At 69.0% G+C, this 24,380-nt stretch carries 22 protein-coding genes; 7 read left to right on the top strand and 15 right to left on the bottom strand.

Annotated elements, in window-relative coordinates; all coding sequences use genetic code 11:
• Positions 1-25: 25 nt before the first annotated feature.
• The 3 genes from aroC to AC1DXK_RS07255 all read right to left on the bottom strand — a co-directional run bounded on the left by aroC (position 26) and on the right by AC1DXK_RS07255 (position 2,951).
• Positions 26-1,126, bottom strand: coding sequence for a chorismate synthase (gene aroC / locus AC1DXK_RS07265; RefSeq protein ID WP_457103805.1), 1,101 nt, complete (start codon positions 1,124-1,126; stop codon positions 26-28).
• Between the two features lie 92 nt (positions 1,127-1,218).
• Positions 1,219-1,821 (bottom strand): DUF3578 domain-containing protein, encoded by a 603-nt coding sequence (locus tag AC1DXK_RS07260; RefSeq protein ID WP_457103804.1) that lies wholly within the window; start codon positions 1,819-1,821, stop codon positions 1,219-1,221.
• The gene (locus tag AC1DXK_RS07255) at positions 1,818-2,951 is read right to left on the bottom strand and encodes an anhydro-N-acetylmuramic acid kinase (protein WP_457103803.1); all 1,134 of its coding nucleotides are present in this window, start codon (positions 2,949-2,951) and stop codon (positions 1,818-1,820) included. The genes AC1DXK_RS07260 and AC1DXK_RS07255 overlap by 4 nt, the downstream gene beginning before the upstream one ends.
• Positions 2,952-3,074: 123 nt before the next feature.
• Here AC1DXK_RS07255 and tyrS point away from each other — a divergent pair, with 123 nt between their 5' ends.
• Both tyrS and AC1DXK_RS07245 read left to right on the top strand, forming a co-directional pair.
• Positions 3,075-4,346, top strand: a complete 1,272-nt coding sequence (tyrS, locus tag AC1DXK_RS07250; RefSeq protein ID WP_457103802.1) for a tyrosine--tRNA ligase — start codon at positions 3,075-3,077, stop codon at positions 4,344-4,346.
• A gap of 37 nt (positions 4,347-4,383) precedes the next feature.
• Entirely contained in the window at positions 4,384-5,067 is a 684-nt protein-coding gene (locus AC1DXK_RS07245; protein WP_457103801.1) for a response regulator, read from the top strand.
• A gap of 15 nt (positions 5,068-5,082) precedes the next feature.
• Here the strand turns inward: AC1DXK_RS07245 and tatC are convergent, their stop codons facing one another.
• The 6 genes from tatC to argS form a co-directional block, all read right to left on the bottom strand.
• On the bottom strand, positions 5,083-5,883 hold the full coding sequence (gene tatC, locus AC1DXK_RS07240; RefSeq protein WP_457103800.1) for a twin-arginine translocase subunit TatC: 801 nt from the start codon (positions 5,881-5,883) through the stop codon (positions 5,083-5,085).
• A complete protein-coding gene (gene tatB / locus AC1DXK_RS07235; RefSeq protein ID WP_457103799.1) occupies positions 5,880-6,497 on the bottom strand; it encodes a Sec-independent protein translocase protein TatB in 618 nt (205 codons plus the stop codon). Before tatB ends, tatC begins: the two co-directional genes overlap by 4 nt.
• Positions 6,498-6,600: 103 nt before the next feature.
• Entirely contained in the window at positions 6,601-6,873 is a 273-nt protein-coding gene (locus AC1DXK_RS07230) for a twin-arginine translocase TatA/TatE family subunit (RefSeq protein WP_457103798.1), read from the bottom strand.
• 134 nt (positions 6,874-7,007) lie between these two features.
• Complete coding sequence (gene nagZ / locus AC1DXK_RS07225; RefSeq protein WP_457103797.1) at positions 7,008-8,012, bottom strand: beta-N-acetylhexosaminidase; 1,005 nt, start codon at positions 8,010-8,012, stop codon at positions 7,008-7,010.
• A gap of 207 nt (positions 8,013-8,219) precedes the next feature.
• The gene (locus AC1DXK_RS07220; RefSeq protein WP_457103796.1) at positions 8,220-9,587 is read right to left on the bottom strand and encodes an SPOR domain-containing protein; all 1,368 of its coding nucleotides are present in this window, start codon (positions 9,585-9,587) and stop codon (positions 8,220-8,222) included.
• Positions 9,588-9,635: 48 nt separating this feature from the next.
• A complete protein-coding gene (gene argS / locus AC1DXK_RS07215; RefSeq protein WP_457103795.1) occupies positions 9,636-11,387 on the bottom strand; it encodes an arginine--tRNA ligase in 1,752 nt (583 codons plus the stop codon).
• A 263-nt stretch (positions 11,388-11,650) separates the two neighbouring features.
• Here argS and AC1DXK_RS07210 point away from each other — a divergent pair, with 263 nt between their 5' ends.
• On the top strand, positions 11,651-12,073 hold the full coding sequence (locus tag AC1DXK_RS07210) for a hypothetical protein (protein WP_457103794.1): 423 nt from the start codon (positions 11,651-11,653) through the stop codon (positions 12,071-12,073).
• Positions 12,074-12,097: 24 nt separating this feature from the next.
• Here the strand turns inward: AC1DXK_RS07210 and AC1DXK_RS07205 are convergent, their stop codons facing one another.
• Positions 12,098-13,345: a deoxyguanosinetriphosphate triphosphohydrolase gene (locus AC1DXK_RS07205; protein WP_457103793.1), complete on the bottom strand. Its 1,248-nt coding sequence runs from the start codon at positions 13,343-13,345 to the stop codon at positions 12,098-12,100.
• Between the two features lie 153 nt (positions 13,346-13,498).
• Here AC1DXK_RS07205 and AC1DXK_RS07200 point away from each other — a divergent pair, with 153 nt between their 5' ends.
• The 3 genes from AC1DXK_RS07200 (at position 13,499) to AC1DXK_RS07190 (ending at position 17,646) form a co-directional block, all read left to right on the top strand.
• Positions 13,499-13,825 carry a HesB/IscA family protein gene (locus tag AC1DXK_RS07200; protein WP_457103792.1) on the top strand — a complete coding sequence of 109 codons (327 nt, stop codon included), beginning with the start codon at positions 13,499-13,501 and terminating at the stop codon, positions 13,823-13,825.
• A 143-nt stretch (positions 13,826-13,968) separates the two neighbouring features.
• Positions 13,969-15,882, top strand: coding sequence for a hypothetical protein (locus tag AC1DXK_RS07195; RefSeq protein WP_457103791.1), 1,914 nt, complete (start codon positions 13,969-13,971; stop codon positions 15,880-15,882).
• Positions 15,883-16,146: 264 nt separating this feature from the next.
• Positions 16,147-17,646: a TadE/TadG family type IV pilus assembly protein gene (locus tag AC1DXK_RS07190; protein WP_477297300.1), complete on the top strand. Its 1,500-nt coding sequence runs from the start codon at positions 16,147-16,149 to the stop codon at positions 17,644-17,646.
• Positions 17,647-17,833: 187 nt separating this feature from the next.
• Here AC1DXK_RS07190 and AC1DXK_RS07185 read toward each other — a convergent pair whose 3' ends face one another.
• The 3 genes from AC1DXK_RS07185 to AC1DXK_RS07175 are packed head-to-tail and all read right to left on the bottom strand — an operon-like array spanning position 17,834 to position 20,318.
• Positions 17,834-18,568, bottom strand: a complete 735-nt coding sequence (locus AC1DXK_RS07185; protein WP_457103790.1) for an ABC transporter ATP-binding protein — start codon at positions 18,566-18,568, stop codon at positions 17,834-17,836.
• A complete protein-coding gene (locus tag AC1DXK_RS07180; protein ID WP_457103789.1) occupies positions 18,549-19,286 on the bottom strand; it encodes an ABC transporter permease in 738 nt (245 codons plus the stop codon). Before AC1DXK_RS07180 ends, AC1DXK_RS07185 begins: the two co-directional genes overlap by 20 nt.
• Positions 19,287-19,337: 51 nt before the next feature.
• Entirely contained in the window at positions 19,338-20,318 is a 981-nt protein-coding gene (locus AC1DXK_RS07175; protein ID WP_477297298.1) for an ABC transporter substrate-binding protein, read from the bottom strand.
• A 185-nt stretch (positions 20,319-20,503) separates the two neighbouring features.
• Here AC1DXK_RS07175 and AC1DXK_RS07170 point away from each other — a divergent pair, with 185 nt between their 5' ends.
• Positions 20,504-20,881, top strand: a complete 378-nt coding sequence (locus AC1DXK_RS07170) for a 4a-hydroxytetrahydrobiopterin dehydratase (protein ID WP_477297296.1) — start codon at positions 20,504-20,506, stop codon at positions 20,879-20,881.
• Positions 20,882-20,897: 16 nt separating this feature from the next.
• Here the strand turns inward: AC1DXK_RS07170 and AC1DXK_RS07165 are convergent, their stop codons facing one another.
• Both AC1DXK_RS07165 and AC1DXK_RS07160 read right to left on the bottom strand, forming a co-directional pair.
• Positions 20,898-21,119, bottom strand: coding sequence for a hypothetical protein (locus AC1DXK_RS07165; protein ID WP_457103786.1), 222 nt, complete (start codon positions 21,117-21,119; stop codon positions 20,898-20,900).
• Positions 21,120-21,292: 173 nt separating this feature from the next.
• Positions 21,293-24,358, bottom strand: coding sequence for an efflux RND transporter permease subunit (locus AC1DXK_RS07160; RefSeq protein ID WP_457103785.1), 3,066 nt, complete (start codon positions 24,356-24,358; stop codon positions 21,293-21,295).
• Between the last annotated feature and the right edge of the window lie 22 nt (positions 24,359-24,380).

The raw sequence follows: 24,380 nt of genomic DNA, 5'->3' as shown, positions 1-24,380 counted from the left end.
CGGGTCGTTGGGGCGAGGACCGGGGTCAGGGCTGCTGCCCGACCTGCCCTCGATGGCGCAGATAGTGATCGGCGAGCACGCAGGCCATCATGGCCTCCGCCACCGGTACGGCGCGGATGCCGACGCAGGGGTCATGACGGCCCTTGGTGACGAGGTCGACATCCGTGCCGTCGCGGGTGACCGAGCGGCGGGGCGTCAGGATCGAGGAGGTCGGCTTCACGGCGAAGCGCACCACCACCGGCTCTCCGTTGGAGATGCCGCCAAGGATCCCGCCCGCGTGGTTGGCGAGAAAGCGCGGACGGCCGCCGTTGCCCGCGCGCATCTCATCGGCATTGTCCTCTCCCCGTAGGGCCGCAGCCGCGAAGCCGTCGCCGATCTCGACGCCCTTCACGGCGTTGATCGACATCATCGCGGCGGCGAGATCGGCGTCGAGCTTGCCGTAGACCGGCGCGCCCAGGCCCGGGGGCACGCCCTCGGCCACCACCTCGATGACGGCGCCCACCGACGAGCCGTCCTTCCGGATCGCGTCGAGATAGGTCTCGTAGAAGGCTGCCGTCTCCGCGTCGGGGCAGAAGAACGGGTTGTTGCCGACCTCAGCCCAGTCCCAGCGCGACCGGTCGATGGCGTGCGGCCCCATCTGGACGAGGGCGGCCCGTATGGTGACGCCCGGCACGACCTTGCGCGCCACGGCGCCGGCCGCGACCCGCGCCGCCGTCTCGCGCGCGGAGGAGCGGCCGCCGCCGCGATAATCGCGGAGGCCGTACTTGGCGTCGTAGGTGTAGTCGGCGTGGCCCGGCCGGTAGCTGTCGCGGATCTCGGAATAGTCCTTGGAGCGCTGATCGGTGTTCTCGATCACCAGCGCGATCGGCGTGCCGGTGGTGAGCTGGCGGCCCTCCGTCCGGTCATCGGAGAACACGCCCGACAGGATCTTCACCTGATCGGGCTCGCGGCGCTGCGTCGTGAACCGCGACTGGCCCGGCTTCCGACGGTCGAGCTCGGCCTGGATCTCCTCGGCTTCGAGCGGCAGGCCGGGGGGACAGCCGTCGACGACGCAGCCGAGCGCGACTCCGTGGCTCTCGCCGAAGGTCGTGACGCGGAACAGATGGCCGAAGGTGTTGTGCGACATGGCGCGGCTGCCTTAGCGCGGGAGCGCCGGGGGCACAAACACCGACGGCCGGACGGACGCAACGCAGCGGCCTGCGTCCCTGTGGGCGTGCGCTAAGAAGGAGCGAGGTCGAGGCCGCCCCGCGCCTTCAGCGCGCGATACGCTGCGACAGCCGTGGCGAGATCCCGGTGCAGTCGGCGCTCATCGCCGAGACCGTCGAGATCGTAGGTCAGGCCGAGGATATGAGCGGCCTCGTAACCCTCCGGCAGCTCGCCCGCGCTCCCTAGGGTGATCGATGCGTTCGGGAGCCTCTCGGCGAAATCGGCCAGCCGGGCGCGGAGGCGGGCGCCGCTGACCTGCAGATGGGCGCCCGCCGCCGTACCGTGCTCCCGGATCGCAGCAACGGTGCCCTGCGCCAGCGACAGGTGCACCATCTCCCGGTGCGCCGCGAACAGGTAGACGAGATAGTAGCCCCGGGTGGCGCTGGTGGTGATCGCGGGATCGAACATCGCGAGCCACGGCACGGCAGCCCAGTGGCTCCCACGCCCCGGGCTGCCCTTCACCAGGAACGGCCCGTCGATCGGTGCCAGGGCGGCGCGCAGCTCCTCCGGCGCGCCTTTGCGGATCACGGCGGCCAGCGGGTGTCCGGCCGGCGGATCGAGGCGGGCGAGCGGATATTCCTCGACGATTCGCCGCAAGGCGTAGCCGAGGCTCACGGCCGCGCCAGGACCCCGCCGGTGATCGCTTCGCGCACACCCGTCGTCGACGGCAAGGTGATCGGCAGGCCCTTGAGCGAGCGCACGGCGAGATACGCGAAGGCCTGCGCCTCCAGGTAGGCGGAGGACCAGCCGATGGCGTCCGCGGTCGTGATCTCGGCGCGCAGGTGGTAGTTCAGCAGACGTACCAGCTCGCCGTTGCGGGCGCCGCCGCCAGCAACGATCCAGCGGGTCGGAATCTCGGGGGCGTGGTCGAGGGCGCGGGCCACGGCGCGCGCCGTGAAGGCCGTCAACGTCGCGGCGCCGTCCTCCGTGGAGAGCTGGCCGGCGAGCTTGTGGGAGAACCAGTTCCGGTCGAGCGATTTCGGCGGCCGGCGGAAAAAGAACGGATGGGTCAGCAGCCAAGCGAGCAGCTGCTCGTCCGGCCGGCCCCGGGCCGCGGTCCGACCGCCGTCGTCGAGGTTCTTGCCCTCGCGCTCCTGCATCCACTCATCGATCAGGGCGTTGCCGGGACCGGTGTCGAAGGCGATGACGCCGCCCTTCGAGTCGATCAGGGTCGCGTTGGCCACGCCGCCGATATTCAGGATGCCGAAGGGTCCGTCGAAGCCCGACGCTTCGGCCAGCGCCTTGTGGAAGACCGGCACCAGCGGCGCCCCCTGCCCACCCGCTTCGATATCGGCGCGGCGCAGGTCCGAGACGACCGGGATGCCGAGCCGGCTCGCCAGCGCCTGCCCGTCGCCGATCTGGATCGAGATCCGCTGGTCCGGCCGATGGATCACGGTCTGTCCGTGGAAGCCGATGACGTCGATTTCGGATGCAACGAGGCCGTGCTCATCCAGGAAACGCTCCACGGCCTCGGCATGGGCGAGCGTAACGAAGACCTCGGACTCCGGCAGACGCCCCGGCCTGTCGCCGGGATGCGTGACGGATTCGGCGTCCTTGGTGGCCGCGCGCAGCAGCGCCTTCTCGTCGTCCGAATAGCCGCGGTAGCCGGTGGGACCCAGCGGCTCCAGGAAGTTGTTGTGGCCCTTGACCACGTGGACCCGCTCGCCATCGGTCTCGATCAGCGCGATGTCGACGCCGTCCAGCGAGGTGCCGCTCATCAGTCCGATCGCGCGCATCATCGCCATGCCGCCCTGCCCCGTGCCTTTCGGCCAACGCCCTGCTAAGAGCGCGCCGTATCCTGAACCCAGCGCGAGCTAGCATGCGGGGCCTCGGCCTGTCGCGCCAGCGCGCGACCCGAGATGGCATCCATGACCGCCGAGAGCTTCGCGCCGAAATCCGACTTCCTGCGGATCCTGACCGAGCGCGGCTATATCCACCAGACCTCGGACCTCGCCGGAATCGATGCCGCGGCGCTGGAAGGGCGTCTGACGACCTACGTCGGCTACGACTGCACGGCGCCGTCGCTGCATGTCGGGCACCTCCTGTCGATCATGATGCTGCACTGGCTGCAGGCCACCGGGGCTAAGCCCATCGCCCTGATGGGCGGCGGCACCACCCGGGTCGGCGACCCGTCCGGCCGCGACGAAACGCGAAAGATCCTCACCGTCGAGCAGATCGACGCCAACAAGGCCGAGATCCGCAAGACCTTCGACCGGTTCCTCCGCTTCGGCGAAGCGGCCGGCGATGCCGTGATGGTCGACAATGCCGAGTGGCTGACCAAGCTCAACTACATCGAGATGCTGCGCGATGTCGGCCGGCATTTCTCGGTGAACCGCATGCTGTCGATGGACAGCGTGCGCCTACGCCTGGAGCGCGACCAGGAACTCTCGTTCCTGGAATTCAACTACATGATCCTCCAGTCCTATGACTTCGTGGAGCTGAACCGCCGCTACGGCTGCGTCATGCAGATGGGCGGGTCGGACCAGTGGGGGAACATCGTCAACGGCATCGACCTCGGACGCCGCATGGGCGCGCCGCAGCTTTACGCTCTCACCTGCCCGCTGCTGACCACGTCGTCGGGCGCCAAGATGGGCAAGACCGCGGCCGGCGCGGTCTGGCTCAATCCGGAGATGCTGAAGCCGTACGATTACTGGCAGTTCTGGCGGAACACCGAGGATGCGGACGTCGCCCGCTTCCTGAAGCTGTTCACCCTGCTTCCCATGGCGGAGATCGCGCGTCTGGCGGCCCTCGCCGGTTCCGAGATCAACGCGGCCAAGACGGTGCTGGCCACGGAAGCCACGGCGCTGATGCATGGCCGCGAGGCCGCGGAGGCCGCCGCCGAGACCGCGCGCAAGACCTTCGTGGAGGGCACGCTGGCCGCCGACCTCCCGAGCGTCACGGTGTCCGCGGCGACCTTGGAGGCTGGGCTCGGCGTGCTCACGGCCTTCGGGCCGGATGTGGCCAAGCTCGTGCCCTCGACCAGCGAGGCGCGGCGGCAGATCAAGAGCGGAGGTCTGCGCGTGAACGACGTGCCGGTCGCCGACGAGAAGGCGACGCTTGGCCCTGATGACGTCACTCCGGAGGGCGTCATCAAGCTGTCCTTCGGCAAGAAGCGGCACGTGCTTCTCCGCCCCGAATGAGCGTCGCATTAGCAGAGGACGCGAACGCGGCGGCCGCATGACGACCGCCCGCATCCTCGTGATCGATGACGAGCCGCCGATCCGTCGCCTGCTTCGGACCGGTCTCGGGACGCAGGACTACGCCGTGGTCGAGGCGGCCGACGCTGCCGCCGCGCTGGCCGCTCTGGAGGCCGGCGGCGTGGACCTCGCGATCCTCGACCTCGGCCTGCCCGACATGTCCGGCCACGCCCTCCTCGCGTCGATCCGGGAGCGCTGGCCCGATCTGCCGGTCGTGATCCTGTCCAGCCGCGACGACGAGCGCGGCAAGGTCGAGGCCCTCGATCTGGGCGCGGACGACTACGTCACCAAGCCCTTCGGCATGAACGAGCTTCTCGCGCGCATCCGGACGGCCCTGCGCCATCGCCTGGCCATGCAGGGGGAGCGGCCGGTCTTCCGGGTGGACGACCTCTCGGTCGACCTCGTCCGCCGCATCGTGCGGGTCGGCGAACGCGAGGTGAAGCTGTCGCCGCGGGAATACGAGTTCCTGCGCGCGCTGGTGCAGCATGCCGGCAAGGTGCTGACCCACGCGCAGCTCATGCGCCACGCCCCGTCCTCGTCCGATCCGCAATATCTGCGCGTCTACGTGCGCCAGCTGCGCCAGAAGCTCGAGCCGGATCCGGAGCGTCCGCGCTATCTCCTCACCGAGACCGGTGTCGGCTACAGGCTGCGCGCGCCGGACTGAGACGGGCGCGCCGCATCACGGCTCCAGGCCCTCGGCGGCGCGGCGCGCCGCCCGTAGCTTCTCGACCCGCGCCACGGAGAAGACCGAGGCCTCGTAGAGGAGCAGCATCGGGATCGCGAGGGAGAGCTGGGAGATCACGTCGGGCGGCGTCAGGACCGCGGCTGCCACGAAGACCAGCACGATCGCGTAGCGCCGCTTCTCCCGCAGGAAGGCCGCGTCGATGATCCCGATCTGTCCCAGCAGCGTCAGGATCACCGGCAGCTGGAACGCGATCCCGAACGCGAAGATCAGCGTCATGATCAGCGACAGGTACTCATCGACCTTCGGCAGCAGCTTGATCGTCGGCTCACCGGCCACGCCCACCTGCTGGAGCGATACCGAGAACTTGATCAGCAGTGGCATCGCCAGGAAGAAGACAACCAGCGCGCCCAGGAGGAAGAAGATCGGCGTGGCTACAAGGTAGGGCAGGAACGCCTTGCGCTCGTTGCGGTAGAGTCCGGGCGCCACGAAGGCGTAGATCTGCGTCGCGATCACCGGGAAGGCCAGGAAGGCCGCGCCGAAGACGCTCAGTTTGATGTTGGTGAAGACCTGCTCGAGAAAGTGCGTGGCAATCAACTCGGCGTTCTGCGCACCCACGATCGAGACGTATGGGTAGACCAGAACGTTGTAGATGTCGCGCGAGAAAAAGAAGCAGGCGAAGAACATCAGCACGAAGGCGATGAGCGACTTGATCAGTCGCGCCCGCAATTCAACCAGATGTTCGAGCAACGGTGCCCGGGAGGCTTCGATCTCAGCCTCGTCCGTGTCGGTGATCATCGGACAGCGGCGCCGTTCTTCGGGTCGACGGAAGCGTCATGTGCGGCGGGCGGTTCGGGCGCGGGGCCGAACGGATCGTCCACCGATCCGGGTACGGGAAGGGGCGCCTCCGGCGCGCCAGCCTGGGCGACGGGATGGGGCGCGGACTCCGGCACGGCCGCCGGGATGTGCGCCGGCGGTGGAGCATCGTGAACCGAAGGCGCAGCCGCCTCAGCCGGCGTCGCGGCCTCCTGCTCGGCCTTCAACTGTGCCGTCGCATCAGCCAGGGATCGGGTCTTCGCTCCAGGCAGCTCAGGCCCGAGCTTCTCCGGACCCACCTTGGCCCGTCCCTCGACGGCGCCCTTCAGCTCATCGCGGATGGTCTGCACAGGATTGAAGGTCGAGCCCGCCGTGCGGACCGTGTTGCGGATCCCGTCGACCTCGCGCCGGACATCGTCGAGTTCCGCCTCACGGATCGCCTCGTTGAACTGCATCTGAAACTCGCCGGCCATGCGACGCAGTTTCGACGTGATCTGCCCGACGGTGCGCAGCGCCTTCGGCAGATCCTTCGGTCCGATGACGATGAGGGCGACGCCGCCGATCAGCATCACCTCGCCCCAGCTCATATCCAGCATGTCGTCGACGGTCCTGCTGCCTCGAGGCCCAGCGCGATGGCCGGACCCCGTCAGGCTCTACACGATGGCGTGCGCCCTGACGGTCCTTGCGTCCGGTGCGCCGTCAGACCGGCTTGCGTTCGCCGCCGGGCAGATGGCTCGCCGGAATCGCCGTGCCGGGGCTGGTCTCGGTGGCGTGCGGGATGGTCCGGACCGGCTCGGCCGGCGGCGCCGCGTTCTGGCTGACTGGCGGGGACTCGTCCTCGGCCATGCCCTTCTTGAAAGCTTTGATGCCCTTCGCGACGTCGCCCATCAGGTCCGAGACCTTGCCGCGTCCGAAGAGCAGCATCACGATGACCGCGACGATGACCCAGTGCCAGATACTCATGCTGCCCATGGCAACCTCCTGCGGGCGCCCCGATGAAGCGGGAGCGTGACGCCACGTCCGGTTGAGGATTTCGGGGCGAACCTAGGGATCGCGCAGCCCGAACACAAGCAGAGCCGATGCCACGGCCGGTGGAAGGCGGTGGGTCAGGCGGCGGCGAGGGCGGCGGCGAACCGTGCCCGTGCCTCCGGGACATCGAGCCCGTCGCCCGCCGGATCGAGGCGCGCCAGCGCGGCCACGGCCCGCCGTGCGGCCGCACCGGCGAGTTCGGGCGCCGCCTCCGCCACGGCGCGCATCTCGTCCATCGCGCCGTTGCAGTGCAGGCCGATATCGATCCCGGCGGCGAAGGCGCGCTCCGTCCGGTCCCTGAACGTGCCCGTCAGGGCGTGCATCGAGAGGTCGTCGGTCATCAACAGGCCGTCGAAGCCGATCGCGCCGCGGATGATGTCGCGGATGACGGCGGTGGATTGCGTGGCCGGCCTCTCGGGGTCGATGGCGGTGAAGACCACGTGCGCGCTCATGGCCATGGGCAGATCGGCCAGCGCCCGGAACGTTCGGAAATCCTGCGCCGCGAGGTCTTCGCGCGTCGCTTCCACGACGGGCAGGCCGTGGTGGCTGTCGCAGGCGGCACGCCCGTGACCGGGAATGTGCTTCATCACCGGCAGGACGCCGCCGGCCATCAGGCCTTCGGCCACGGCGCGGCCGATCTCGGCCACGGCATCCGCACTGGTCCCGTAGGCCCGGTCTCCGATGATGTCATGCGAGCCGGGCGCGGGGACGTCGAGAACCGGAGCGCAATCGACGTTGATCCCGACTTCGGCGAGGTCGTGTGCCATCAGGCGTGCGCCGAGACGGGCAATCGTCGTGGCGCTGCCGTTGAGGCGGCCGTAGCGGCCCCCGGCCGGGTAGGCCGGCCAGTGCGGCGGACCCATCCGCTGGACGCGACCGCCCTCCTGGTCGATCAGGATCGGCGCCTTGTCGGAACCGAGGCACGCACGCAGATCGCCCGTCAGAGCCCTGACTGCATCGGGGGCCCCGATGTTGCGCTTGAACAGGATGAAGCCCCAAGGTCGCAGATCCCGGAAGAAGGCCTTCTCCTCCGCGGAGAGCGACGTTCCGGCGCAGCCGAGGATCAGGGCACGGGAGGTCATCAGGAGCTACTCGGGACCTGTTCGGTGGCGGCACGAAGAYGGCGACAGTGCCGCGGGACACGTGAATCGGTGCCGGCAGACTCGGGCGGGAACGGGGAGCCGGCAAGACCAAACCGCGGCTCCGGGTCGCTGCGGGGCGGAACGTGCCGCCCCTGTTGCCGTCAGGACTCGGTCGGACGGTGACCGGCGCGGCACTCCGTGAGGGCGTCAGTTCTTGGCCACGAAACACTGGCCGCCCGCGCCCTGCAGGGCGCTGCACAGACCCGAGGCCTCGGCTTTCTCCAACGGGCCGACCCGGACGCGGAAGATCGTCTTGCCGTTGACCTCGGCCTGCCGGATCAGCTCCGGCTTGCCGGCGAGCTGCGTGTACTTGGCCTGCATCTGCCGCAATGCGGCCTTTGCCTCGGCGGCGGAGCCGCGCACGCCGAGCTGGACTGAGAAGCCGCCCACAGGGCCTGACTTCAGGGCGGTATCGTCCGCGGTCGACGTGCTGGCTGTCGTGTCGGGCGCGGTTGCCGGCGTAACGGCGGCGATCCGCTGGGCGGCCTTCGGCGGCTTCGCGGCCACCGGTTTGGGCGCCGACGGCTCGACCGCAACATCCGGCTGGGCCTCGACGGGCATGGCTGTCGCGACCGGCATGGATGCGGCCGCCTGACGGACCGGCTTCGCCTTGGAGGGCGCCGGCGGAGCCGGCTCGTCGCCGGGGAGGACCATTGTGGGGATCGGTGCCGGACCGGCCTCGACCGGCGTCTCCCGCGCGGGCGCCGCCGGGGGGGCCTCGGGCTTCACCGCCACGGTCCGAACGCGACGGGGCTCCCCGAACGCCTCGAACGGCCCGTTGCCCGGCGTCGTGCCGCCCTGGGCGCCGGACGGCTGCGACGGGCCTTGTGCCGCGCGGGCGGCCTCGGCCACGTCGAGGGGCTGCTCCTCGCGGTTGACGATCTTGATCTGGCCGTCCTTCTTGCCCTTCGGATCGTAGATCTGGCGGTTCTGATCCGGGATCTCGACACCGTCGGCAACCTTCGGGGCGACCTTGAGGGGCGTCGAATCGGCCTGCACGACGGGGACACCGCCGTGGCCGGCATTGCTCATGCCCTTGTAGGTCAGCGCGCCCGTGACGGCGACCGCCACGACCGCAATCCCGGCACCGACCGAGAGCAGACGCCGCCGCGGATTCGCGCGGCGCAGCGAGGGACCGTCCGGGTAGGACTCATCGACGCCGTCCTGCACGGCATCGGCATTCGCGGTGTACGCGTTGGCCTCATGGTGCGTGTCCTGCTCCACCGAGGCGAGGTATTGGTCGAACGCGTCGGCCGGCGTCGCCTTCGCGGCTTCCGGCGCGAAGCTCGGCTCGACCCGTGCATTCCAGCCGGATTGGGCCTGGGCGGCGGGGGTGGCCCGAATCTCGTCGCGCGCGGCCAGCAGGGCGCGGAACGGGTCGTCCTGACCGACGATGCGGGCGAGTTCCGCGAGCGGATCTGCCTTACCCGGTCCCTGCGGCGCCTGTGCCTTCTCGTGACGCAAATCGCGCGCGAGGGCGTCCAGATCGACCTGAGCGCGCGAAGCGTTCGTCATGGCAGCATCCTCACATCAACGCCGGCGACCGGCCCGATGCGTCCGGGCCTATCGCATCTCGTCCGGCGCGGTCACACCGAGAATCGCAAGGCCGGCGGCAAGCGTGCTCCGCAGAGCCTCGATGAGCGCCAGCCGCGCCCAGGTCGACTTTCGGTCGGTTGCATTAACAAACCGTAATTGCGGCAAGTCTTTGCCCTTGTTCCAGAAACTATGCAACGCCGACGCCAGTTCATAGAGATGGAACGCGATCCGGTGCGGCTCGTGCGCGAGGGCCGCGGACTCGAGGACCCGCGGGTATTGCGCGATCAGCCGCATCATCTCGATCTCGCCCGGATCGCTGAGAACGCCGAGGTCCGCCTCGTCCAGCAGCGCCGCTGCCGACAGGTCGGCATCCGGGAACGCCTCGCGCGCCTGCCGCTGCACCGAGCGGACGCGGGCGTGGGCGTACTGGACGTAGAAGACCGGGTTGTCCTTCGACTGCTCCACCACCTTGGCGAGGTCGAAATCCAGCGTCGCGTCGTTCTTGCGGAACAGCATCATGAACCGGATGGCGTCGCGGCCGACCTCGTCGATCACGTCCCGGAGGGTCACGAACTCGCCGGCCCGCTTCGACATCTTGACGGGTTCACCTGCGCGCAACAGCCGCACCAGCTGACAGAGCTTGACGTCGAGCGTCGCCTCGCCGGCGCTCACCGCCTTCACGGCGGCCTGCATGCGCTTCACGTAGCCGCCGTGATCGGCTCCGAGGACGTCGATCAGCTCGGTGGCGCCCGCGAGGTATTTTGCCCGATGGTAGGCGATGTCGGAGGCGAAATACGTGTAGGAACCGTCCGATTTCAGCAGCGGCCGGTCACTGTCGTCGCCGAATTCCTTGGTCCGGAACAGCGTCTGCTCGCGATCCTCCCAATCCTCCGGCAACTGCCCCTTGGGCGGCGGCAGGCGACCTTCGTAGACGAGCCCCTTCTCACGCAGCTCTGCGAGCAGCGATTTGACCGCCCCGCTCTCCTGGAGCGTGCGCTCGGAGAAGAACACGTCATGCCGGATCCCGATCGCCTCGAGATCGGCCCGGATCATGCCCATCATCATGCCGAGGGCGGTGTCGCGGACGAGCGGCAGCCAGTCCGCCTCCGGCTGGTCGAGGAGCGCGCGGCCGTGGGCTTCGGCCAGGGCGGCGCCGACCGGCTTCAGATAGTCGCCCGGGTACAGCCCCTCCGCGATGGCGAAGGGCTCACCCAGGGCCTCCCGGTAGCGCTGGAAGGCGGACCGGGCGAGCACGTCGACCTGAACGCCCGCATCGTTGATGTAGTATTCCCGGGTCACCTGCCGTCCGGCGGCGACGAGGAGGTTGCAGAGGGCGTCGCCGAACACGGCGCCGCGGCCGTGGCCGACATGCATCGGTCCGGTCGGGTTCGCCGAGACGTACTCGACGTTGATCGGGCCGCCGGGCAGCCGCGCGCGGCCGAACGTCTCGGGCGAGGCCAGCGCATCGCGCACGACCGCGTGGAAGATGACGGGATCGAGCCGAAGGTTGATGAAGCCGGGCCCGGCGACGCTCGCCTCGACGATCCGCGGGTCATTGCGCAGCTCCGCCGCCAGGGATTCGCCCAGGACCTTCGGGTTCGTCCGCGCTTCCTTGGCCAGAACCAGGGCGGCATTCGTGGCGAGATCGCCATGAGACGCATCGCGCGGGGGTTCGACCACCACGCGGCCGAGGTCGAGGCCTTCCGGCAGCTGGCCGGCGCGGGTCAGCGCTTCCACGGCCTCGCGCACGCGCGCCTCGAACAGGGCGAAGATGTTCATCGGTCTCGGTCTCGCTTGCGCGGGGATCTCGTCGTGTGGCCCGCCCGCGCCGTCTAGCAAGGGGGCGGAGGGGTGTCACGGCACCATGCGGTGCGCCAAGGCCGGGATCGCGCCGTTCCGGGCACCGATCCGGTAACCAAGCCCACCCGGCGCGCGCGTTATCCCGTGCGACGAATACGGATCGCGCACGGCCAGCCTTGTCCTGCCCGAGATGACGCTGTGTCATCACCAGCGATCGTGGCGTCCCGATCGCGGAGTTACTGATGAAGACCTTGACGATTGCAGGTGCGGCGGTGTGCGCCCTGATCCTGGCCTCTCCCGGCGCGGAAGCCGGCGGCTTCCGCGGCGGCGGCTTCCACGGAGGCGGGTTCCACGGCGGTTTCCGTGGGGGCTACGGTTACCGGGGCGGTTTCGCGGGCCGTGGCTATTACGGAGGCGGATACGGCTACCGTCGCGGGTATGGCCGCGCCCTGGGCTACGGGTTGGCCGGTGCGGGGATCGGGCTCGGCCTCGGGTTGGCCGCCGGCAGCCTCTATGGCGGCTACGGGTACGGCGGCGGATACGGCTATGGCGGCTATGGCTACCCGGCCACCTATGGCGGGTACGGCTACGGCTATCCCGCGGCCTACGGCGGCTACGGGTATGGCGGTTGCTACGGCAGCTATACCTGCGGTTGCGGCTGCTGAAGCGCGCGGCGGCCTCGCCGGGTCTCAGGGCTCGGCGAGGGGTAACCCGCGGCTCGGCAATTCCCAGTGGAGGTCAGGAGTCGTGGCGTGATGCTTTCGGTGCGCCAGGACGGCGTAGGTGTCGGTCATGCCGGCGATGTAGTCAGCGACCCGGCGGGCGATCCGCGCCGCCGGGGCACCGTCCAGGCCGACACTCCATTCCTCGGGCATCCGCGACGGGGCCGCCGTGAAGGCGGCGAACAGATCGTGGACGATGGCGTCGGCCTTCCGCCGCACCGCCACGACGCCGGGATGGCGGTACATGCGCTCCCACAGGAAGCGCATGATCTCGGCATCGGCTGCCGCGATCTCCGGTGAGAAGACGATGACGGCCTGATCCGCCCCGCGGATGTCCTCGACACGTCGCGGGCCGAGGGTGGCAATGCGGCGCCCCCCCTCGCGGATCACGTCCTCGACGAACCGCGTGATCACGCGGCGCGCGAGTTCGTGGATCATCCGCGACGGCTCCAAGCCCGGATGGAGACGGTCGATCTCGTCGAGCAGTCCGGCGAGGAAGGGGACGGCGCGCAATTCCTGGATCTCGAACAGGCCGGCTCTCAGGCCGTCGTCGAGATCGTGGGCCGCGTAGGCGATGTCGTCGGCGAGCGAGGCCGCCTGCGCCTCGGGACCCGCCTGGCTCCACAGGTCCAGCGGATTGAGCGCGTCGTATTCCAGGATCGCGGCCGGGATGCCGCGCGCCGCGTAGCGGGGCGTCGGCTGTCCGTCCGCAGTCAGCAACGGACCGTTGTGCTTGACGAGGCCCTCCAGCGTCTCCCAGGCCAAATTCAGCCCGTCGAAGCCCGCGTAGCGCCGCTCCAGCCGCGTGACGATCCGCAGCGCCTGGGCGTTGTGATCGAACCCACCGTAGGCAGCCATGCAGACGTCGAGCGCGTCCTCCCCGGTGTGGCCGAAGCAGGTGTGGCCGAGGTCGTGACTGAGAGCCAGCGCCTCCGCGAGATCCTCGTCGAGCCCCAGGGCACGGGCAATGGCCCGCCCGATCTGGCTGACCTCCAGCGTGTGGGTCAGGCGCGTGCGATAGTGATCGCCCTCGTGATGCACGAAGACCTGTGTCTTGTGCTTCAGCCGCCGGAATGCCGTCGAGTGGATGATCCGGTCCCGGTCGCGCTGGAAGTCGCTGCGGGTCGGCGAGCCGACCTCCGGGATCAGGCGTCCCCGGGTGCGCGCCGGATCGGTGGCGTAAGGCGCACGCCAGCGCTCACCGCTGGATCGCACGGCATCCGCTCGCAAACGCACGCACCCTGCACATGACCACTCTCCAACCGGCGCGTTGCGGCGCGGGCTCGCGCCCCATATCTTGTGGGCCTCGGCGTCCCCGGCAACGGGCGGGGCGCGCCGTCCACCGAATGAATGCGTGGCCATAGACCGATGTCTGAGATCACCCTGACCGCCCGCGCGGCCAAGCGCATCAACGAGATCATGGGTTCGGAGCCGGCCGGCTCGTCGCTGCGGATCAGCGTCAACGGCGGGGGCTGTTCGGGTTTCTCCTACGCGTTCGACATATCCCGAACCCGCGAGGCGCAGGATGTGACGATCGAGCGCGACGGCGCCACGGTGATCGTCGATCCGGTCTCGCTCGAATACATGAGCGGCTCCACCATCGATTTCGTGAACGACCTGATCGGCCAGTCCTTCAAGATCGAAAATCCGCTGGCCACGGCGTCCTGCGGCTGCGGCACCTCCTTCTCGTTGTAGCGCCGACCTGGCGCATCCGCGCCGTTGCCTTCGTACGACACCGATCCCGGCTCGGTCGCCCGATCCGATGCGCGCGATTGCCTCGACCGGCAAAACGCGGCACGGCTAAGCGATCCTCTGATAGCCCCGATCCGGACGCAGCCATGATCCACCCGAAGGCCCGCTTCCGCCTCCGGTCGACCTTGGCGGCGACCGGCGCCCTGGTCCTGCTCGGGCTTGCAGGCGTCCCGGTGCCGGTCTCCGCGCAGGAGGGTGCTGCCGCCGTTCAGGACGTGACGGTGACCGATGTGGTCGTCCCGCTCGGCGGCACGCTGCTCAAGGCCCCCAAGCTGACGGCGAGCGGAACGCGCCTGTCGAAGGAGGATCTGGCGGCGATCCTGCGGCCCGATTCCCCGGTGCCATGGGAACAGCGTCTGGCCAAGCTCGATGCCGGCAGCCTGACGGTCCCGGTCCTGACTTCCGAGAATGCCGGTCCCGGTGACGACCGTCAGACGGTCACCTATCGCGACGTCGTCGCCCGCGACATCAGAGCCGGTCGCGTCGGAGAGCTGACGGCAGCCGGGGCCACGGTCAGTTCCGTTGCCGGCCCGAACCGGGGTTCGGGCACCTACGGGCAGGTGCGCGCCACCGACCTCGATCTCGCGGCACTCAGCCGGCTCTATACGGTCCCCGGTGACGGCAAAGGGCCGATCCAGCGGGTCTACGGGACGATCCAGGTCTCGGACGTCACCTATTCCGACGCCCGGGGAACGACCGTTAAGATCGCACGCCTCGATGGGCGCGACCTCGGCGGCCGGCAGGTACCGGACGGCTGGAGCGGGGCCTTCGCGATCGTAGGCGGCGGTTTCGACGGTTCCAGCGACCGGCGTCCGCTGGCCGGCGCGGCGGCCGACCTGATCGATGCGACGGCCGTCGGCAGCCTGGAGATGCGCGGCCTGAGCGTGAGTGACGCCGATCCCAAGGGACCGGTACTGTTCGAGATCGGACGCGCCGCCTACACATCCGCGGGACCCGATGCCGGCACCGTTCTCGACGACCTCTCGCTATCGCGCGGCAGCCTGCGCGCCCATGTCGGGCGTCTCGCGCTCCTCGGCACCTCCCTGGCCCCGACCGTCGCGGCGCTGAAGGGAATCGCCGCCGAGCCCGCAACGGGACCGGGCTTCTCCGATGCCGAGATGCGGCGCCTGACACCGAAGCTCGGCAATCTCACCCTGACCGACCTGTCGATGGACCTGCCGTCGGAGCCCGAGGCCGACCATGGGCCGCTCCGCGACGGGCGCAGCCCGGTCCTTGAGCCGGGCCGCGCCGTCACAGGCAAGGCGACCGCTCCCAAGCCGGCCGAGCCGGCAAATCCCCTGGCCGTCACGGTGTCGCCGCAGCCGGGCCGCCGGATCGCCCTGCGGGAGGCGACCCTCGCCTTCGGACCGCCGAGCGACGGCGTTCCCAGCACGAGCCGCTTCAGCCTCTCGGGCCTGAGCCTTCCCGCGAACCTCCTGGCCGGCGCGCCGATCGTCGGCATGCTGCCGGCCTATGGCTACCGGGACCTCGATCTCGACCTCGTGGCCGATGCGACGCTGGACGAGAAGGCGCGCGACCTCGCGTTGCGGGAAGTCACGGTGTCGGGACGCGACATCGGCACCGTCCGCCTGTCCGGCACCCTGGGCGGTATCGGCCCCGAGCTGTTCTCCGGCACCCTTCCGGCCGCCACCATGGTGATGTTCTCGGGCAGCGCCAAGAGCCTCGACGTGACGGTGGAGAATGCCGGCCTGTTCGAGCGCTTCCTGACCGCGCAATCGAAGGATCTCAGCCTCAAGCCGGACGAACTGCGCAAGGAATACGTCACCGCCAGCCTGCTGGGCGTGCCGATCATCCTCGGCAACAGCGCCGCCGCGAAGGGTATCGGCGCCGCCATGGGCCAGTTCGTGATGAAGCCCGGCAAGCTCGTGCTTCACGCCCGGTCGAAGGAGCCGGCCGGCATCGGCTTCATCGACCTCGGCGCTGCGCGCTCGCCGGCGGCCGTGCTCGATCGTCTCGAAGTCGACGCGAAGGCGAACTGAGCCGGCGCGCTCTGCATCACGCACCTCACGACGGCGCGCGCCGACGCCGGCTGCCCCGCGGATGATTCCGAGCTGATCGGTGCCGGGACTGCGTCGTCTCGGTGCGCGATCCAGCATGCCCGAGAACGGCTCGACCTGTTCGTTACCGCCCTGGCGTTGGTCTTGTCGCGGCAGAGTCCCGCTCGGCCCTGTGTCCTTCGCGATAGACATCCGTCGCGTTGGCGCATGCGTTAAGCATGCTTCCAGAGACCTTGCTGAGCAGCGATGGCACGGCGGGGAGTTAACCGCGGCGCTATCCCCACCTGTGTAGGAACGAGCAGGCGTTTATTGGCTCAAGGCCCTCGCGGTATGTTGGAGTTCGGGACGGCGCGCGACCGATTGAGGGCCGTTCTGCACGGGATCTCCACGCGTAACCGTCTGTTCGGTGGTGATCGCCGCGGCGGCGTCGCACTCACCTTCGCGCTCAGTTCCACGGTCCTGCTCGGCCTGGTCGGCGGCGGTATCGACTACGCCCGCATCGCCTCCCGCCGTGCGCAGCTGCAGAACGCCGTAGATGTCGGCGTGCTCTCCGGCGGGAACACCATGAAGCTCGCGGCCTCCAGCATTCCCGCAGTGGAAGGCGTGACCGAGCAGGCGATCCGAAGCAGCGCGCCACCCTCGCCTGACCAGCCCTTCGCGGTGACCGTGCAGGTGGCGAGCGATAAGTCCAGCGTGTCGGCGCGGGTTCAGGATACGGTGAAGCTCGCCTTCGGCCCCTTCGTCGGCATGCGTGCCGCGACTGTGTCGGTGCAGGCCAAGGCCAGCGTCGTCGGCAAGATGCGGCTGTGCATGCTCACCCTCGACCCCGCGGCACCGGGGGCGTTCAACCTGCAGAAGAACGCTCAGGTCACCGCCAACGGCTGCTCACTCTATTCCGATTCGACAAGTCCGATGGGGATGGTGGGCGGCGACAGCTCGATCGCGCGGGCCGATACGATCTGCTCGGCCGGCGGCTATATCGGCGTACGCGCGAACTTCGCGCCTCCGCCGCAGACCGGATGCCCGGTGATCGCGGATCCGCTGAAGGGGCGTGCCAACCCGCCCATCGGAACCTGTACCACCCTGCCTTTCCCGTTCAACTTATTGCCGATCGGCAAAACGGCGACGATCGATAAGGACCTGACGCTGGATCCTGGAACTTATTGTGGCGGGCTGCAGATCAAAAAGAACGCAGTCGTCGTCATGAATCCCGGCATCTACATCTTCAAGGACGGGCCGCTGATCGTGAAGGACAAGGCCACGCTGACGGCGTCCGGCGTGGGTTTCTACTTCAGCGGAGACAAGGGCGGCCTGCTCTTCGACAAGGATACGACGATCAGCCTCACGGCGCCGACGTCGGGAGAGATGGCAGGCCTGCTGATGGCCGAGCAGACGACGGTCTCCAATCCGCTCGATCCGGCGCTGATCGCCAATGCCCTGGATCTTGGCGTGAGCATCCCGCCGACGCCCCTGCCCCTCGGGCAGACGAAGCCGATGCGGACTTACCGGATCATCAGCAACAACGCGCGCACCATGCTCGGCACGATCTACCTGCCTTCGGGCCGGCTCGTCATCGATGCCAATCAGCCCGTGGCCGATCAGTCGGCCTATACTGTCGTGGTGGCTCAGCAGGTGAACCTCTACGAGGGGCCGAACCTGTACCTGAACGCGAATTACGACGCCACGAGCGTCCCGGTGCCCAAAGGCGTTGGGCCGCTGGGCGGCAAGCTGCTGATCACGCAGTAGGACGCTTCAGGTCTCACCCCCTGAAGCGCCGGGACTGAAATCGACACGGGCCGCGTAACACGTCAGACAACCCCGTCTGAGAGCAGGACCCGACGCGCAGTCTCGTACCCGCTGAAGAACGGGGTCGGGTCTAGCGCCTACGGCCGAGAAGGGTCGCAAGCGCCGGCTTGGTCGGAAAACGAAGAGATCAGAGCGCGATGATCCCCGGATACCGTTCGGCGAGGGTCGCCCGGGTCGTCTCGGCCCAGGCGCGGTCGCGGCCTTGGCGCGGGCGGTCGAGGGGGACGTCTGCAATGAGGGTCGCCGGGCGCCGGGAGACGAGCAGCAGCCGGTCCGCGATCCCGATCGCTTCGGCGACGTTGTGGGTCACCATCAGGACGCTCATGCCGGTCTCGTCCACCGTATCCACGACGAGGGCGCGCAGCTCCGCCGCCGCGGCATCGTCGAGGGAAACGAACGGCTCGTCGAGCACCAGGATGCGCGGCCCGTCCGCCAGGGCGCGGGCGAGCGCCACCCGCCGCTGCATGCCCAGCGACAGCGCCTTCGGATAGCTGGACCGCCACGCCGTCAGGCCGAGCCGCGCGAACAATCCGTCGAGGTCGCGCCCGCGCCGCGCCCGGGGCAGACCGAGGCGCACGTTGTGCTCGACGCTGCGCCAGGGCAGCAGCCGCGGCTCCTGAAACACGATGCCGGCTTGGTCCGCACCGGAGACGCGGCCGTCGAACGCGGCGTCCAGCCCGAGCAGGATCCGCAGCGCGGTGGTCTTCCCGGCGCCGGAGGGTCCGATCAGGCAGACGACCTCGCCGCGGGCCACGCCGAAGGCGAGGTCGCGGACGGCCTCGACCGGCTCGGCGCCCCGCGGCCGGTACCATTTCGACGCGATCGCGACCTGGAGGACGGGTTCAGCGCCAGCGGCGGACATGGGCTTCGAGCCGCTGGAGCAGGAGGACGTCGATGCCGATCATCACGGCCATGAACACGAGGCTGTAGCCGATGATGGCCGCCACGTCGGTGCTCTGCACGAAATAGTAGTTGATCGCGAAGCCGACCCCGTCAGGGCGTCCGAGCAGTTCGACCACCAGCACGATCTTCCAGGCGAGGGAGAGACCGGACCGCGCCGCCGTGACCATGTAGGGCTGGAGCTGCGGGATCAGGATATCGCGCGCCCAGCTGCGCCGGTCGAGCCGATAGGCGCGGGCCATCTCGTCGAGCCCGGGATCGAGATTCCGGGCGCCCTCCCGGACGATCACCGCGACGTTCGGGAGCTTGTTGAGGACCACCGCCAGAATGGCTGCGGTCTCGGTCAGCCCGACCCAGACATAGGCCAGGACGGTGATCACCAGGGCCGGGGTGTTGAGCAGGACGAGGAGCGGCGTGTCGAGGGCGAGGTCGGCAGCCTTCGAGCGTCCGAGGGCAACCCCGAGGGCGACGCCGAGGACCATCGCGACCGTGAACGAGATCGCCACCCGCAGGAGCGTCATGCCGATATTGTGGGCGAGGTCGCCGCGCTCGGCTTCCTGAACGACGAAGCGCAGCACGGCCAGCGGGGCCGGCAGCAGGCGCGATCCCGCCTCGACCGCGGCCATCTGCCAGGCGGCGACCAGCACGACCAGGGACGCGATGCGGGTCAACGCGCCCATGCGGTCCCGGCTGCCCGGATCGCCAGGACGGAGGCCCGCCGGGGGGCCGTCTCAACCATTGCGGCCGGTAAAGTAGAGGTCGGGAGGAAGCGCGTCGCCCTTGCCGACAAGGCGCGAGCCACCGAGGCGCGCCATCACGGCGTAGAGCTTCTCGGCATCGGCACGCTCCTCCGCCACCGGACGGCGCGGGATGCCGGCCAGGAAATCGCGCTTGAGCGCCTCGAAGGTCGCATCATCCTCGGCAGCCATCAGCGGCCGCACGATCTGCCACGTGCTCGGATCCGCCGCCAGCATGTCCTTCGCCGCCCGCGAAGCCCGGGCGAAGGCCGCCACGGCGGCGGGCTTCTCCTTCACGGTGGTGTCCTGGAACAGGTAGCCGATCAGGGCCACGTCGCCGGGGACGCCGAGGGCGTGCATGATGTCCTCCGCACCGACCAGCCGGCGGTAGCCCTTGGCTTCCAGGCGGGCGCAGTAGGTCYAATAGGTCAGTGCCGCGTCGAGGGCGCCCTGTTCGAGCTTGAGCGTGATCAGCGGCGGTGCGCCGTAGGCGATCTCGGCGGCGCGTTCGAGGTCGATGCCGGCTGCGTCCTTGGCCTGTGCCCGCAACAGCAGCCAGTTCTTGTCGAGGGGGCCGCCGGCGACGCCGAGGCGCTTGCCGTCGAGATCCTTGAGGCTCTTCACCGCACTCCCGGCGGGCACCATCACGGCACCCTCGGACGTCGAGTACGGGATGAAGCGTACCGCCTGTCCGTCATTGCCGAGTCGGGCGGCCCAGAGCAGGTCCCCGATGATCGTGTCGACCTGATTGCCGATGAAGCTGATACGGGCGGCGTCGTTCCCGGCGAGTTTCACGGCGTCGAGCTGAAAGCCGTTGTCGGTGTCGAGGCCGCGGGCCTTGATCACCGCCGCCTCCCAGGTCGAAGTCCCGAAGGGCAGGCTCCCGAGGCGGATCGTGGGCATGTCCGCGCGCGCCGCGCGCAGGCCGAGGCCGCCGAGCAGGCCACCGGCGAGCATCGCGCGCCGTGACAGCATCACGCCTTCTCCCATCGTATTGCGCAGTCTTCCGCAGCGGCAGATTGGAGTGCGGACCGGGCCGGACGCCATTGGAGAAAGGTCATAGGGCTCACACCGGTTTCCGTCCACCGTGTCACACACGCTTGCGCGCAACCGGAAGCGGCGGCACCCTCTGTCGCGGATATCTTGGGAGACAGGCGATCATGACCGAGCGACGCGAGGCTGCTCTGGACGACGCGACCGTGGAGGCACGACTGAAGGCCGAGCTCCCTACATGGCGTCTCGAGGACGGATGGATCCGCCGTACCTACAAGACGGCCGGCTGGAAGGGTACGCTCATGGTGATCAACGCGGTGGGGCACCTCGCCGAGGCGGCGTGGCACCATCCGGACATCACGGCGTCCTACGCCTGGGTCGAGGTGCGGTTGATGAACCACGCGGCCAAGGGCATCACCGACAAGGATTTCGCCCTCGCCCGGAAGATCGAGGAGGTCGTCGCCTGGCAACCGGCCCTGGAGGGACAGGGCCTCGAAGGCACGCCGACCGATCCGCGCTTCGCCTATATCAAGTACGACAAGTAGCGGTGCCGCGCCGGCTTCACTCCGCCGCCTTCACCCGGCGGCACTCGGTCTTGAGGTAGGCGCTCTTGCCGATCTCGTCGCGTCGCTCGGTGCGGGCGATGATCTCCTGCCAGCCCATCGCGCATCCGAGTTCGTTGGCGACCCGGACCTTGCGCACCTCCATGGCCTGGGCGTCCGTGCAGGCATCCTGGGCAAGACCGTTGGCGCAGACCAGGACGACGGCGATGAAGGCGTTCATGGGCGGGGCGATCCTCGTTCCCGCACCTTACGCGCAAAGCGGCCGCAAGGTTTCGCGGCCGAGGCGCCGCAGGCGTCGGTATCGTCACGGTCGACCCGCCCTGAGGGGGCGGAGGGGCGGGTCGACCGTTTCTCGCAGCGCCCGCGGGCGCTGCGATCGCGTGCGCCGGACGATCAGCCGGCGTGAACCTGGGGCCGACCGCCCGAATCCGGGCGGATCCGGTAGCAGCCGATGTAGAGGGCCGGCAGGAACAGGAGCGTCAGGAATGTCGCCGCCAGGATGCCGCCGATCATCGCGAAGGCCATGGGACCCCAGAATACCTCCCGGGCGATCGGGATCAGGCCCAGGCTCGCCGCCGCTGCGGTCAGGAGGATCGGCCGCATGCGGTGATCCGTCGCTTCGAACACCGCTTCCCACGGTGCCATCCCCTCGGCGCGGAATTCCTCGATCTGGCTGACCAGGATCACCGCGTTGCGGATGATGATGCCGATGAGCGCCAGGATGCCCAGGATGGCGACGAAGCCCATCGGCTTGTCGAACAGCAGCAGCGCCGGAACCACGCCGATCAGGCCGAGGGGCGCGACGGCGAAGACGAGCAGCATCCGTCCGAAGCTCTGAAGCTGCATCATCAGCAACAGCGCCATGGCCAGCAGCATGACCGGGACCACGGCGGCGATCGGACCCTGACCCTTGGCGGATTCCTCGACGGCGCCCCCCGTCTGGAGGGTGTATCCCTCCGGCAGCGCCTTGACGAAGGCGTCGATTCCGGGTTGCAGGGCGGTCACGATGGTGGCGGGCTGGGTCGCGTCGTGGATCGTCGCGCGTACCGTGACAGTGGGCAGGCGGTCGCGGCGCCAGACGATCGGCTGCTCGAGATCGTAGCCGATCCGCGCGAAGGCGAGGACCGGGACCACCGATCCGTTGGCGAGGCCGACCTGCAGGGATTGCAGCGTGTCCAATGAGGATCGCTCGGCCGCGCGGGCTCGGCCGACCACGTTGACGAGGTAGATCGAGTCGCGCACCTGCGTGATCGCCTGCCCGCCCTCGATCCCGTTCAGGATGCCGGCGACGTCCTGGCTGGTGACGCCGAGCTGGCGGGCCTTGTCCTGGAGGATCTCGACCCGCAGGACCTTGCCGGGCTCGTTCCAATCGAAGGTCGGCACGTCGAGGCGCTTGTCGCCGGCCACCACGTTGGCGAGGTCGAGCGAGAGGCGCCGCACGGTTTCCATGTTCGGACCGCTGAGGCGGTACTGAACCGGCCGGCCTACGGGAGGGCCGAGGCTCAAGGGTTGAACCAGCACGTCGGTGCCGACGAAATCCCGCAGGCCGATGGTCTGGAGCCGCGCCATCACGCGGTCGCGGATCTCCAGGGATTTCGTGACGATGACGATCTGTCCGAAGAACGCGTTGGAGAGCTGCTGGTCGAGGGGCAGGTAGAAGCGCACGGCGCCCTGGCCGACATAGGACGACCATCCCGACACGTCCGGATCGTCCTTCAGGTTGGCTTCGAACCGGTCCATCTGCGCCCGGGTCTCGGCGATGGTGGCGTTCTGGGGCAGCGACAGGTCGACCAGCAGTTCCGAGCGGTCCGACGACGGGAAGAACTGCTGCTGCACGTGGCCCATCCCCACGATGGCGACGGCCATCAGTCCCAGGCAGGCCACGACGGTCGTCCAGTGCCAGCGCATGGCGATCTTCAGCGCCATCCGGAACAGGCGCGTGAAGATCCCGCGCTTCTCGGTGTGATGCTTCATGGTCTTCGGCAGGAGGGTGACGCCGACGAGGGGCGCGAACAGCACCGCCACGACCCACGAGACCAGAAGCGCCGCGGCGATCACGACGAACAGCGAGTAGGTGTACTCGCCGGCGCCGGAGCCGTTGAATCCGATCGGCAGGAAGCCCGCCACGGTGACCAGGGTGCCGGTCAGCATGGGGAAGGCCGTCGACGTGTACGCGAAGGTGGCCGCCCTGCGGAGCGTGTCACCCCGCTCCAGGCGGGCCACCATCATCTCGACGGTGATCATGGCGTCGTCGACCAGGAGGCCGAGGGCGATGATCAGGGCGCCGAGGGAGATGCGCTGCAGCGTCACGTCCATGACCTGCATGACAACGAACACGATCGCCAGCACGAGCGGGATCGACACGGAGACCACGAGGCCCGCCCGGACGCCGAGGCTCACGAAGCTCACGGCCAGCACGATGATCACGGCCTCGACCAGCGCTTCGGTGAAGCCGCCGACCGCGTGCTCGACCTGGCGGGGCTGATCCGACACGAGATGGACGCCGACGCCCACCGGCAGCGTCGCCTCGATCCGCCGCATGCGCGCCTTCAGCGCTTCGCCGAAATGCAGCAGGTTGGCGCCCGGCCGCATGGCGATGGCGAGGCCGATCGCCGGCTTGCCGTCCACCCGGAAGAGCGGTGCGGGCGGATCCTCGTAGCCACGGCTGATCTCGGCGATGTCCGCGAGGCGGAAGAATCGGTCGTTCACCCGCAGATTGAAGTCCTGGAGCGAGGCCTCGGACGCGAAGGATCCGCTGACACGCAGGGAGATGCGCTCCGGACCGGCCTGGACGACCCCGGACGCCGAGACCGCGTTCTGCGCCTGCAGCGCCTTGATCAGGGCCTGGAAATCGATCCCGTAACCGGCGAGCTTCCGGGTGGAGAAGTCGAGGTAGATGGTTTCGTTCTGGGTGCCGATCAGCTGGGTCTTGCCGATATCGGGCACCCGTAGCACCTCGGTTCGGACGGCCTCCACGTAGTCGCGCAGTTGCCGATGGGTCAGGCCGTCGGCCGTGAACGCGTAGATGTTGCCGTAGACGTCGCCGAACTCGTCGTTGAAGAACGGACCCTGGACGCCGTCCGGGAACTGCCCCTTGATGTCGCCGAGGCGCTTCCGAACCTGGTAGAAGGCAGGCTGCACCTCGTTCTTCTTCAGGGTGTCGCGAAATTGCACGAACACCGTGGACGAGCCCGGCGTCGTGTAGCTGCGGACGAAGTCGAGGCCGTTGAGCTGCTGAAGCTCCTTCTCGACCCGGTCGGTGACCTGATCGAGGGTATCCTTGATGGTCGCGCCCGGCCACGTCGTCTGCACGACCATGGTCTTGATCGTGAACGGCGGATCCTCCTCGCGGCCGAGGCGGGTGTAGGCCATCACGCCCGCCACCAGCGACACCAGCATCAGGAACCAGACGAACGAGCGATGCTCGAGCGCCCAGTCGGAAAGGTTGAAGTCCTTCACGCGAAAACCCCGTGCGGCCGAG

The sequence above is a fragment of the Methylobacterium sp. P3_A11 genome, from assembly GCF_056403155.1.
This window is presented reverse-complemented; position numbering and strand designations above follow the sequence as displayed.

What these genes read in the sequence shown, in the direction of transcription:
- aroC (WP_457103805.1), bottom strand. Translation starts at nt 1,126, where the DNA reads ATGTCGCACAACACCTTCGGCCATCTGTTCCGCGTCACGACCTTCGGC.
- AC1DXK_RS07255 (WP_457103803.1), bottom strand. Translation starts at nt 2,951, where the DNA reads ATGGCGATGATGCGCGCGATCGGACTGATGAGCGGCACCTCGCTGGAC.
- tyrS (WP_457103802.1), top strand. Translation starts at nt 3,075, where the DNA reads ATGACCGCCGAGAGCTTCGCGCCGAAATCCGACTTCCTGCGGATCCTG.
- AC1DXK_RS07245 (WP_457103801.1), top strand. Translation starts at nt 4,384, where the DNA reads ATGACGACCGCCCGCATCCTCGTGATCGATGACGAGCCGCCGATCCGT.
- tatC (WP_457103800.1), bottom strand. Translation starts at nt 5,883, where the DNA reads ATGATCACCGACACGGACGAGGCTGAGATCGAAGCCTCCCGGGCACCG.
- tatB (WP_457103799.1), bottom strand. Translation starts at nt 6,497, where the DNA reads ATGCTGGATATGAGCTGGGGCGAGGTGATGCTGATCGGCGGCGTCGCC.
- AC1DXK_RS07230 (WP_457103798.1), bottom strand. Translation starts at nt 6,873, where the DNA reads ATGGGCAGCATGAGTATCTGGCACTGGGTCATCGTCGCGGTCATCGTG.
- nagZ (WP_457103797.1), bottom strand. Translation starts at nt 8,012, where the DNA reads ATGACCTCCCGTGCCCTGATCCTCGGCTGCGCCGGAACGTCGCTCTCC.
- AC1DXK_RS07220 (WP_457103796.1), bottom strand. Translation starts at nt 9,587, where the DNA reads ATGACGAACGCTTCGCGCGCTCAGGTCGATCTGGACGCCCTCGCGCGC.
- argS (WP_457103795.1), bottom strand. Translation starts at nt 11,387, where the DNA reads ATGAACATCTTCGCCCTGTTCGAGGCGCGCGTGCGCGAGGCCGTGGAA.
- AC1DXK_RS07210 (WP_457103794.1), top strand. Translation starts at nt 11,651, where the DNA reads ATGAAGACCTTGACGATTGCAGGTGCGGCGGTGTGCGCCCTGATCCTG.
- AC1DXK_RS07200 (WP_457103792.1), top strand. Translation starts at nt 13,499, where the DNA reads ATGTCTGAGATCACCCTGACCGCCCGCGCGGCCAAGCGCATCAACGAG.
- AC1DXK_RS07195 (WP_457103791.1), top strand. Translation starts at nt 13,969, where the DNA reads ATGATCCACCCGAAGGCCCGCTTCCGCCTCCGGTCGACCTTGGCGGCG.
- AC1DXK_RS07190 (WP_477297300.1), top strand. Translation starts at nt 16,147, where the DNA reads ATGGCACGGCGGGGAGTTAACCGCGGCGCTATCCCCACCTGTGTAGGA.
- AC1DXK_RS07185 (WP_457103790.1), bottom strand. Translation starts at nt 18,568, where the DNA reads ATGTCCGCCGCTGGCGCTGAACCCGTCCTCCAGGTCGCGATCGCGTCG.
- AC1DXK_RS07180 (WP_457103789.1), bottom strand. Translation starts at nt 19,286, where the DNA reads ATGGGCGCGTTGACCCGCATCGCGTCCCTGGTCGTGCTGGTCGCCGCC.
- AC1DXK_RS07170 (WP_477297296.1), top strand. Translation starts at nt 20,504, where the DNA reads ATGACCGAGCGACGCGAGGCTGCTCTGGACGACGCGACCGTGGAGGCA.
- AC1DXK_RS07165 (WP_457103786.1), bottom strand. Translation starts at nt 21,119, where the DNA reads ATGAACGCCTTCATCGCCGTCGTCCTGGTCTGCGCCAACGGTCTTGCC.